The following is a 10,589-nucleotide window of genomic DNA, read 5'->3' as shown; positions in this document are numbered from 1 at the left end:
GCCCTGCTGTCCGCCCGCCTGGTGGACGATATGCTGCCGCTGAGCGCACAGGTGCAGCGTGCCAGCGATACTTCCAAGGGTTCCGTCGAGCGCCTGAGCGGCGTGACCGCGCCGAAGTTCCCTGACGATGAAGCGACCTTCGCCCAGCTGCAGGAGCGCATTGCCAAGACCATCGCCTATATCGAAAGCGTGCCGCAGTCTGCATACGATGGCAGCGAAACGCGCGAAATTTCCCTGAACTTCGGTTCTTTCAAGCCGACCTTCAATGGCGAGAATTATCTGCTGGACTTCGGCCTGCCCAATTTCTACTTCCACCTCACGACCCTGCACGACATCCTGCGCAACCAGGGCGTCAAGGTCGGCAAGATGGACTTCCTCGGTCCTTACGATCTGTAAAAAAAAGCCGCCGGGCTTGCGCGCGGCGGCTGGAGGGGATGGACTTTACGATTAAGGCTGCTGGCGCGAGCGTTCCTGGACTTCGTTGCCGACGTAGCCGCCGCCGATAGCGCCGGCGATCGTGGCCAGCGTGCGGCCCTTGCCCTTGCCGACCTGGTTGCCCAGCAGGCCGCCGATCACGGCGCCGGTGCCGATGCCCAGGTAGTTCGGGCCATGGGCCTCAGGCGCTGGGGCCGGACGTGATGCCGGTTCCTGGTAGGACGCCTGTTGCTGCACGGGCTGCGTGTGGTGTACGCGCGGGCGAGGGCGCGATGCCGGAGCCTGTTCTGCGGCCGGTGCTGGCGGCTGGGCGGCATACTGTGCCTGCGCGTCGGCCTGGTTCGGGGCATACTGTGCCGGGTATTGGGCCGGAGYCTGCGCGGCCGTAGCCGCGACAGGGGCCGAAAGCTGATTGGCAGCGGCCGGCGCATTCGCGTTCGAAGTAGGAAGCCAGCCGGCAATCGCTGCCGTTCCAACGAGGGCGAGCACGGTCACGGAAATCGCAGCACCGGCAACCAGGGGATGGATACGAGGCGTTACGGTCGGGATCTTGTCGTTCATAATGTGCTCCTTCTTCGTTGGTGTTGAAACTTGGCTCCAGATTAACGGGCAGCCCGGCTGTAAGCTAGACGTGTCGCTGTATCAAAAGTAAGCATCTGTAACGTTTGGAGAACTCAATGAAACGATTGTCCGTACTGCTGTTGCTGGCCGCTGGTCTGGCGCACGCCACGCCTGCAACCTACAAGATCGATCCGAATCACACCTACCCAAGCTTCGAGGCCGACCACATGGGCATTTCGGTCTGGCGCGGCAAGTTCAACAAATCTTCCGGCACGGTGATGCTGGATAAGGCCGCAGGCAACGGCAYGCTGGAAGTGAAGGTTGAACTGGATAGCATCGACTTCGGACAGGACATGCTGAATGACTGGGCCGTGAAGCCCGAATTCTTCGATGCGAAAAAATTCCCGGAAGCCGTTTTCAAGGGCAGGCTGGCCGGTTTCCAGAACGGTGCGCCGACGCAGGCCGTTGGCAATCTGACGCTGCACGGTGTGACCAAGCCCGCTACGCTGCAAATCAAATCGTTCAAATGCGTGCCGCATCCAATGCTGAAGCGTGAGCTGTGTGGCGCGGACGTCTACACCACCATCCAGCGCGACGAATTCGGTTTGGCTGCGGGCAAGGACTTTGGATTCAAAATGAATGTGGATCTGCGCATCCAGGTCGAGGCGCTGAAGGAGGAATAATGAGCCAGCTGTTTTCACCTTATGCGATCGGGCCGCTGCAGCTGGCGAACCGCATCGCCATTGCACCGATGTGCCAGTATTCCGCCGACGAAGGCCGCGCGACGCACTGGCACATGGTCCACCTCGGCCACCTGGCCTTGTCCGGTGCCGCGCTGCTGATTCTGGAAGCGACCGCCGTTTCGCCTGAAGCGCGCATTTCGCCTCACGATCTGGGGCTGTGGTCCGATGAACATGAACAGGCGCTGCTGCCGGTAGTGCAGGCGGTCCGCAAATATTCGCCGATCAAACTGGCGGTGCAACTGGGCCATGCGGGCCGCAAGGCGTCGAGCGCGCGTCCATGGGAGGGCGGCTGCATGCTTCCGCTGGAAGAGGGCGGATGGCAGACGGTGGCGCCGTCCGCTGTGCCGCACGGCGAAGGTGAGCGCACACCAACCGCGCTGGACGAAGCAGGCTTGCAGAAAGTGAAGCAGGACTTCATCGCCGCCGCACGGCGCGTGCATGCGCTGGGCATCGAAGCCATCGAGATCCACGGCGCCCACGGCTACCTGCTGCATCAGTTCCTGTCGCCGATCGCCAACCAGCGCACCGACCAGTATGGCGGCACGCTGGAGAACCGCATGCGCTTCCCGCTTGAAGTATTTGAAGCAGTACGCTCCGCCGTCCCGCCATCCATGGCGGTGGGCATGCGTATTTCCGCAATCGACTGGGTGGAGCGCGGCTGGGACGAGGACCAGAGCGTGGTGTTCGCACGTGCGCTGAAGGATCGCGGCGCGGACTTCGTCCACGTGTCCAGTGGTGGCGTGTCGCCGCACCAGAAAATTCCGCTTGGTCCCGGCTATCAGATTCAGTTCGCCAAGCGCATCAAGAAAGAAGTGCAGATGCCGACCATCGGCGTGGGCCTGATCACGGAGCCGGCGCATGCCGAGTCCATCATCGCCTCCGGCCAGGCGGACATGGTGGGCCTGGCGCGCGCCATGCTGTACGACCCGCGCTGGCCGTGGCACGCCGCCGCCGTGCTGAACGCGCAGGTGGATGCACCGCCTCAGTATTGGCGCTCGCAGCCGCGCGAGCTGAAAAGCCTGTTCGGGGAAACCAGGCTGGGACAGCGCTGATCAGGCGCGGTCGACCTGCCACAGCATTTCCAGCTCCAGGCCGATAGAGCGTGCCAGGCCATCAAGGTCGGGGAACAGCGTGGCATTGGTGATATTCATGCGGTAGAGGGCCTTCATGGCCTCTTCGCGCATGGACAGCGGCAACACGATCTTCTTCAGCAGGCGGTCGCTGTCGCCATAGTCCTGCAGGATCTCGTCCATTGGCCGGCCCAGAATGCCCGGCACCACCAGCGTGCCGGATTGCGCCACCAGTCGCCGGTCCATCTCGGTCGGCTCACCTATCCACAGCACGCCATGTTCATTTGGCAGGAAATACTGCTCGAAATTGCCCTGCGTGCGGGGATCGATGGCATCGCGATTCCAGTCCGACCGCGTGCGCGGTGCCGCGGTCCACAGACGCGGCGTGTTCAGGGCATAGATCGCGGCGTCGCGCGTGGCTTGCTCCAGCGCGAAGAATACCGCCACAAAAGGCGATTTCGTGAAATCGAGCAGACGTGTCGGCGCGCCATGGTGCTGCATCAGCGCCAGGCAGCGCAGATCGTTTTCCAGAACGCGCGTGTCGCTCAGATAGTTGTGTGCCTTGCGGCGGAAGATGCGGATGGCGCGTTCCTCGCGCAGGCGCCAGCTGCTGCGGTCCGGCATGTAGGCGCTGAGGTAGCGTTCGAGCGACGTGATCAGCGGCCAGCGTGCGTCCTTCTGGCCGCGGAAGGCCCAGCCGTCCAACGTGGTGGACAAGGCCATGAATTCAGTCCATGACGATACGCTGATTTCCTCCATCCGCTACCTCTCTGCAATTCACGCGGCCAGTCTCGGGCGCTGCGTCATGCTAACACGCGGCGGCTGCGGTGCGGTGTGCAAATCGAGACGAAACACGCTGACCAATTGCGCCAGTCCGGCCGCACGTTCCTGCATCGATTGTGCGGCGGCTGCGGCCTGTTCGACGAGGGCCGCATTCTGCTGCGTGGTTTCGTCCATCTCCACCACGGCCACATTGACTTGCGCCAGGCCGCTGCTTTGTTCGGCGCTGGCGGCGGCGATCTCGCTCACGCGGTCTGCTACCTGCACCACGCTGGCCACCACATCCTGCATGGTGGCGCCGGCCTGCTGCGCAAGGCGGCTGCCATTGGCGACACTGGCGCTGGAAGCGTCGATCAGGTTCTTGATGTCCTTTGCCGCGGCCGCGGAGCGCTGGGCGAGCGTACGCACTTCGGAGGCGACAACCGCAAAGCCGCGCCCCTGCTCGCCGGCGCGTGCCGCTTCAACTGCCGCGTTCAGGGCCAGAATATTGGTCTGGAAGGCGATGCCGTCGATGACGCTGGTGATGTCCGCAATCTGGCGCGAGGAATGGCTGATCTCATCCATCGTGCGCATGACCTGCGCCACCACTTCGCTGCTATTGCTTGCCACGCCGGATGCAACGCGCGCGCTCTGGCGTGCATCGTCCGCATGCTGGGCGTTCTGCTCCACGGTGGACGTCAGTTCTTCCATGGCGGACGCGGTTTCCTCCAGCGCGCTGGCCTGGCGCTCGGTACGCGCGGAGAGATCCATATTCCCCTGCGCGATTTCATTGGCCGCGCCGGCGATCGCCTCGGTGCCGCTGCGCACTTCGCTGACGATCTTGCGCAGGCTTTCGTTCATGTCCTGCAGGGCCGCCAGCAATTGTCCCACTTCGTCGCGGGAGTGGACTTCAATGCGGCTGCTCAAATCTCCCGCAGCGACCGTACGGGCGACGCGTACCGCCCGGTCCAGCGGCTGGGTGATCGAGCGGGTGATCCAGATGCCGAAGCCCACAGCCAGCAGGCAGGCCACGCTGGCCAGCAGGAGGATTTGCAAGCGCTTATCGCGATAAAGCTGTTCGGCATCCTGCCCGCTCTTTTCCATCAGTTTGCCGCCGCCCGCAAGGAAGCCCTTCATGCGGTTGGTGTAGGCCAGCTGGTCGGCGCGCAGAGTGGTCATCAGCAGGGTGGATGCATCCACCGTACCGCCGCTGCCTGCGAGCTTCATGAATTCGGCCTGACCGGTAAGGTACTTCGCGCGCAGGGCGATGATGTCCTGATACGCCTTGCGTCCGGCGTCGCTGGACAGCATGCCTTCCAGCCGCTTGAGACCATCGGCGACGCGCTGTTCGCCCGCCGCGATGGCGGCAGTTTCCGCCTTCAGCATGTCCGGATTATCGGCCAGCAGCATATTGCGCATCGAGATGGCGTTTTCGTTCAGCTGCAGGATCAGGTCCGTCGTCAGCACGACTTGCGGATAGCGATCCTGGACAATCTGCGATGTGGCGTCGTTCAACGCAGCCAGGCTACGCTCCGCCATGACGACGATCCCGCACAGCAGGGCCACAACAATGCCGAAGCCCGCAGCGAGGCGGGCGCCGATTTTATAGTTTTTGAACATGCAATTCTCCAGAAGCGCGTGCGGGCAGCGCGGCCCGCACACGGCTGCGGTTTAGAAGAGGTGATGCACGCCGATAGTGGTCACGAACTGGCTGCGTCCGTCGGCCACGCCGGTGCTGTTCTGGATGGCGAACTTCGCTGCGCCGCCGGCGCGCTGATAGGCGCCCTGCACATAGAATTCCGTACGCTTGGAGAAGGCGTACACATTACTCAGGCTGACCTGATTCCACTTGGCGTCGCCTTGTTTGGTGTGGGTGTAGCCCATGTTCAGCGTGGACTTCTCGCCATACTTCCAGGCTGCGCCAAGGTCGATGTTCTTCTGCTTGAAGCTCACAGCCGGCAGGTCGGCCTTGGTTTGCGTGTAGATTGCATTCAGGCGCCAACTGCCGACCACATAGCCGCCGCCGGCCGCGTAAGTGGTCAGGCGGTTGAACACGCTGGCGGCACTGCCCAGGCCAAGAGAGCCGAGATAAGTGCCGGCATAGCCCGCAGCGCGGTCGTTCAGGCGGCTGTACGCGAAGACCAGTTTCAACGGGCCGTTGGCGTAATTCAGGCCAGCGCTGACGTTGCGGCCTTTCTTGTTGTCGCCCGGCTGCTCACCGAAACCCACCATCACGCTGCCGGTCAAGCCGCTATAGGTAGGCGACGTATAGCGCACGGCGTTATTGAACTGCGAAGTATTGGCCAGCGAGTCCAGATTCCCTGGGTGGAAGAGATACCAGTTGGTGAGCTGATAACCGTTACTCAGCTTGCCCGCGTAATCGAACACCAGGTCCGGCATATTGCCAAGGGTGAAGGTGCCGAAATCGCCGGACAGGCCGACAACGCTCAGGCGGTTGAAGAGACGGTTGGCGTTGGTCTGATTGCCGGTGTCGGTAAAGAAGCCGCCCTCCAGCTGATAGATCGCTTTCATGCCGCCGCCCAGGTCTTCGCTGCCCTTGAAGCCGAAGCGGTCCGGCTGCATCGTGCCCTGGTCCACGCGGGTAACGGAACCGCCAGCCACATTGCTCACATAAGCCACTCCTGCATCCAGGCTGCCGTAAATGGTGACGCTGCTCTGCGCGTGAGCTGCTGCACCGGAAATCGCGACGGCGGATGCAACGGCTGCCTGAGCGATGTAGTTTGCCCTCTTCATATACTCCCCTTTGCTTTTGTATAGGCGGCACGAGGCCGCGTTTGTAGAAAACGCTAATTCGGTGATAAGGAAAAACGGCTTACAGGTCTAGTACGAGCTTGCGGCCACTGCAGCCTGAAACGCAGACCATCATGGTCTTGCCCGAGGTGCGCTCCGCTTTTGTGAGCACGCCATCGCGGTGTTCAATCTGGCCGTCGATGACGGCCGTTTCGCAGGACCCGCACACGCCCTCGCGGCAGCTGTGATCGACCGGGATGCCCGCATCAAGCAGAGCATCCAGCAGCGATTTCCCGGAAGGGACCAGCACGATCTTCTTCGACTGCGCCAGCTCGCATTCGTAGGAATCCGACTGCATGGCAACCACTGGTTCCGCAGCGGCGAAGCGTTCGATATGCACGTTAGGCAACTCAAGCTCTTCGCAGAACTGTTCGAAAGCATTCAGCATCGGCGTCGGACCGCAGCAGTAGAAGTGCGCGCTCGACGGTTTGCTTGCCAGGAAGGCGCGCAGGTCCGGCACGCCACCCGCTTCATCGTTGAAGTGAGTCCGCACACGGCCATCAGCGCTCAGCTGCTGCACGAAGGCGGCCTCGCCGCGGCTGCGCGAGCAATAGAACAACTCCACCGATTTACCCTGGCGCAGCAGCTCATTGAACATGCAATAGATCGGCGTGATGCCAATGCCGCCCGCGATCAGGACCGTGTGCGGCGCCGATGTCTCCAGCGGGAAGTTGTTGCGCGGCGTGCCGATCTGGATGGCCGAACCAACGCGCAGCTGTTCATGCACGTAGCGCGAGCCACCGCGGCTGTTACGGTCGTGCAGCACGCCGATCACATAGCGCTGGCGCTCCATCGGTGAATTCGACAGCGAGTAGCTGCGCACCACGCCATTCGGCAGGTGCAGGTCGATGTGGGCGCCGGCCGAAAACGGCGGCAGGTCGGCTCCCTCCGGCGACACCAGCTCCACGCTGACGATGCCGTTGGCCTCGAAGCGCATCTGCTGTACGCGCACTGTGATCTGTTGGCTGTTGCTCATGATGCGAACTCCCGTGAATCAGCTTTGCTTCTCTTCGGCGGCCAGTTGTTCCTTGGCCAGGTTGCGCAGGTGGCGGCGCAGGCGGACGATGCCCATATCGTGCTGGTACAGCATCTCGCGCTGATTGGCATCTGGTTCCATCGCTTCCAGGATCTCGCGGTCCTGTTCCAGCACGTGCCAGTGGCGCGCCTCCAGGCGATTCTTGTACAGGAAGCGCCAGGTGTCGCGCTGCCAGCCCTGCACCTTGCGTACTCGCCAGAAGAAGATGGCGCTCGCGTTCTCTTCGATCGGAGAATAGCCGCCAACGATGATGAAGTTGCCGCCAGGGCCGCCAGTTTTCGGATACGGGATCTCCAGGCGCATCCAGTGCACGCCGGTTTCGCCCCACTCGGTCCAGTCGAAGTTCACGTCGCGCTGGCCTTCCTTCTCGAAGACGAAGCCTGTATCGGTGTCACGCACGCGGAAGGTGGCGGTCGATTCGCCTTCGGCCATGGTGTGCGACTGCTTGTGCAGGAAGGTGCCGTGCATCGGGTCCAGCACATTGTCCAGCGCGTAGCGGTAGCCGCCGCTCCATTCGGCGTAGCACAGGAAGTGCGAATACTCTTCGTTGTTGCTCAGTTCCGCAGGCAGGTTCAGTGGTGGCGGTTCGTCCACGTCCTTGCTGGCGTTGAAGAGGAAGATGGCGCCGGCAGCTTCCTTGACGTGGAAGCGGCGGGTGGCTTTGGAACCTTCCAGTTTGCAGCCAGGGCTGCCGGGAACACTGGTCACGACGCCGTCGAAGCGGATTTGCACGCCGTGGTAGCCGCAGGCGATGCGGTCGCCCAGCGCAATGCCCTTTGACAGCGGCGCGCCGCGGTGTGGGCAATGATCTTCCAATGCGTGCAAGGCGCCATTCGATTCGCGCCACAGCACGAATTTCTGGCCAAGCCGGCGCAGGGATACGGGACGCTCGCCGACAAAGTGGGAAGGGCAGATCGGATACCACAGGTCTTTCAGGCCCGCGTTCAGGACGGCTTCAACCGGGTCGTTTGCTACGGTTCTCATGACGATTCCTTCTCGATCAGCATTCAGCGGCCAGGCGCGCGATTTCGGCCTGGTATCCTTCGACGGTCCACTCTCCGCCGTTCGGGTAGTTCGGTCCCTGGCGGTTCAGGTGTGCGACCAGGGCGGACAGCTCGGTAATGCCGGCAGCGAAGCCGCGCTCGATGGAGTCGCCCAACAGGTCCTCGTAAGGCGTTGGTTCGCGGCGCCGCGACTGGTGTACTTTCAGGTAGCGTTCTTGCATGATGGTCTCCGTTCAATTTTTTGGTTTATCGGTCAGGAACTTGCCGTCCGGGCCTTTGGCATTGCGCTGGCGGCGGGTATTGCCGTCGATGCCGCCTTCGATGGCCCACTCGGCGAACACGGTGGGGCCGGGTTCGAATTCGCGCGGCTCCCAGTGCTCGTCCAGCTGGTCTTCGTCGGCGTAGTATTCAATCAGGCCACCGGCCGGGTTCTTGAAGTACCAGAAGTAGGCGGACGAAATCGGATGGCGGCCAGGGCCGAGCTGCGTGTCCCAGCCGTGGCGGGACATGTTCATTCCACCGCCGAAGACTTCGTGGATATCGCGCACGGTGAAGGCCACATGGTTCAGGCCAGCCTTCGGATCAGGCGTCTGGAGCAGGAACAGGTCGTGGTGGCCGCCCACATCGGCACAGCGCAGGAAGGCGCCGCGGCCCGGATATCGGTCGGATGGCACGAAGCCGAAGTGCTCGCGGTAGAAGGCTTCGCAGGCCGCGACATCCTTCACGAAAAAGACCACGTGGCCAACTTCGATCGGCGTGGCGCGTTCATAGGCCGGGCTGCGCTCATTGATGCGCGGCTTGTCGTTCCAGGTGTTCATCTTGGCGCATTCGACGCTGACATTGTGCTTGCGTGTGACCTGGAAGCGCACGGCCAGACCGTTCGGATCGGTGCAGCCCACGCGCTCGCCGCTGGCGGTGAATCCGGGCAGGGCGCGCATGCGGTTGCTGAAGCGCTCGATCACTTCGGCGGACGATACGCCCCACACCACTTCGCGCAGCGTCGGACCGGCTTCGATGGCGGCCGGCAGTGCAGAGTCGTCGCTGCGGCGCACGATCACGCGGCAGCCGTTCAGCGTTTCGAACACCAGCGCTGCGTCGCTTTCGTCCTTCAGTTGCAGGCCCCAGTCGCTGAAGAAGCGCTTGCAGGCCGGCAGGTCATCCGCGCCGTAGGTGATTTCGTCGATACCCAGTACGTCCATTATTTCGCTCCTCCGTTAGCCCACGGCAGCGGCATGTCGTTCATGCCCCAGTAGACGCTTTTCTGTTCCATGTACTGCAGGATGCCCAGGCGGCCCTTTTCGCGTCCCAGGCCGCTGTCGCGCCAGCCGCCGAACGGGGTCGAGATGGAAAACTGCTTATAAGTGTTGATCCACACATTGCCCGCCTGGACGGCGCGTGCGAAACGCCAGGCTTTTTTGTAGTCCTGCGTCCAGATACCGGCTGCCAGTGCATACACGCTGTCGTTTGCCTGTTCGATCAGGTCTTCTTCGCTGCTGAAAGGCATGACCACCAGCACAGGGCCAAAGATCTCTTCCTGGCAGATGCGCATCTGGTTAGTCACATCCTCGATGATGGTCGGCAGGTAGTAGTTGCCCTTCTCGAAAGCCGCGCCTTGCGGACGCATGCCACCAGTGCGCACCCGGCCACCTTCGGACACGCCCAGCGCGACATAGGACTCGATGCTGTCGCGATGGCGCGCGGTAATCAGCGGGCCAAGCTGGGTGCGTTCGTCGGCGGGATCGCCAACCCGCAGGGCAGCGGCGCCCGCGGCCAGTCGTTCCATGAAGGCGTCATAGATGCCGTGTGCCACGAACAGGCGCGAACCGGCAATGCAGGATTCGCCCGAAGAACTGAAGATCCCATAGAGCACACCTGCTACGGCGTGGTCCAGGTCAGCATCTTCGAACACGATGGTCGGCGACTTTCCACCAAGTTCCAGCGACACCGGCATCATCTTGTCGGCGGCGATGTGGGCGATATGCTTGCCGGTGCTGGTGCCGCCAGTGAAGGACACGCGCTTGACCAGCGGGTGCAGCGTGATCGCGTCGCCAATCACCGAGCCTTTGCCCGGCAGGACGCTGATCAGGCCAGCCGGCACACCAGCTTCAATGCAGATGCGGGCCAGTTCGAGGGCCAGCATAGGCGTCACCTCGGCAGGTTTCACGACGAC

Annotated in this window: 12 protein-coding genes; 3 read left to right on the top strand and 9 right to left on the bottom strand. The window is 62.6% G+C overall.

Annotated elements, in window-relative coordinates; all coding sequences use genetic code 11:
* The coding region (locus AB4Z11_RS11090; RefSeq protein WP_442025305.1) for a DUF1993 domain-containing protein at nt 1–396 on the top strand (396 nt) is incomplete at its 5' end.
* 51 nt (nt 397–447) lie between these two features.
* Here AB4Z11_RS11090 and AB4Z11_RS11085 read toward each other — a convergent pair.
* Nucleotides 448–996 (bottom strand): glycine zipper 2TM domain-containing protein, encoded by a 549-nt coding sequence (locus tag AB4Z11_RS11085; protein ID WP_442025304.1) that lies wholly within the window; start codon nt 994–996, stop codon nt 448–450.
* Nucleotides 997–1,112: 116 nt separating this feature from the next.
* On the opposite strand from AB4Z11_RS11085, the gene AB4Z11_RS11080 reads away from it, so the two are divergent.
* Together AB4Z11_RS11080 and AB4Z11_RS11075 are read left to right on the top strand one after the other, a co-directional pair.
* Nucleotides 1,113–1,679: a YceI family protein gene (locus AB4Z11_RS11080; protein ID WP_442025303.1), complete on the top strand. Its 567-nt coding sequence runs from the start codon at nt 1,113–1,115 to the stop codon at nt 1,677–1,679.
* Nucleotides 1,679–2,791, top strand: a complete 1,113-nt coding sequence (locus tag AB4Z11_RS11075) for an NADH:flavin oxidoreductase/NADH oxidase (protein WP_442025302.1) — start codon at nt 1,679–1,681, stop codon at nt 2,789–2,791. The genes AB4Z11_RS11080 and AB4Z11_RS11075 overlap by 1 nt, the downstream gene beginning before the upstream one ends.
* Here AB4Z11_RS11075 and AB4Z11_RS11070 read toward each other — a convergent pair whose 3' ends face one another.
* The 8 genes from AB4Z11_RS11070 to AB4Z11_RS11035 all read right to left on the bottom strand — a co-directional run.
* Nucleotides 2,792–3,568 (bottom strand): FRG domain-containing protein, encoded by a 777-nt coding sequence (locus tag AB4Z11_RS11070; protein WP_442025301.1) that lies wholly within the window; start codon nt 3,566–3,568, stop codon nt 2,792–2,794.
* A gap of 18 nt (nt 3,569–3,586) precedes the next feature.
* Entirely contained in the window at nt 3,587–5,188 is a 1,602-nt protein-coding gene (locus AB4Z11_RS11065) for a methyl-accepting chemotaxis protein (RefSeq protein WP_442025300.1), read from the bottom strand.
* Nucleotides 5,189–5,239: 51 nt separating this feature from the next.
* Complete coding sequence (locus AB4Z11_RS11060) at nt 5,240–6,322, bottom strand: porin (protein ID WP_442025299.1); 1,083 nt, start codon at nt 6,320–6,322, stop codon at nt 5,240–5,242.
* A gap of 79 nt (nt 6,323–6,401) precedes the next feature.
* Nucleotides 6,402–7,355, bottom strand: a complete 954-nt coding sequence (locus AB4Z11_RS11055; protein ID WP_442025298.1) for a PDR/VanB family oxidoreductase — start codon at nt 7,353–7,355, stop codon at nt 6,402–6,404.
* An 18-nt stretch (nt 7,356–7,373) separates the two neighbouring features.
* Nucleotides 7,374–8,399 (bottom strand): Rieske 2Fe-2S domain-containing protein, encoded by a 1,026-nt coding sequence (locus AB4Z11_RS11050; RefSeq protein ID WP_442025297.1) that lies wholly within the window; start codon nt 8,397–8,399, stop codon nt 7,374–7,376.
* A 16-nt stretch (nt 8,400–8,415) separates the two neighbouring features.
* Nucleotides 8,416–8,640, bottom strand: coding sequence for a recombinase-like helix-turn-helix domain-containing protein (locus AB4Z11_RS11045; RefSeq protein WP_442025296.1), 225 nt, complete (start codon nt 8,638–8,640; stop codon nt 8,416–8,418).
* A 12-nt stretch (nt 8,641–8,652) separates the two neighbouring features.
* On the bottom strand, nt 8,653–9,618 hold the full coding sequence (locus AB4Z11_RS11040) for a VOC family protein (RefSeq protein WP_442025295.1): 966 nt from the start codon (nt 9,616–9,618) through the stop codon (nt 8,653–8,655).
* Nucleotides 9,618–10,589, bottom strand: a 972-nt coding sequence (locus AB4Z11_RS11035) for an aldehyde dehydrogenase family protein (RefSeq protein ID WP_442025294.1), incomplete at its 5' end; no start/stop codon positions are given. The genes AB4Z11_RS11040 and AB4Z11_RS11035, both read right to left, overlap by 1 nt.

It is taken from the genome of Pseudoduganella sp. RAF53_2 (assembly GCF_052113985.1).
Taxonomy (GTDB): domain Bacteria; phylum Pseudomonadota; class Gammaproteobacteria; order Burkholderiales; family Burkholderiaceae_D; genus Rugamonas.
Note: the sequence above shows the minus strand (reverse complement) of the source record. Positions and strands in the feature narration are given on the sequence as shown.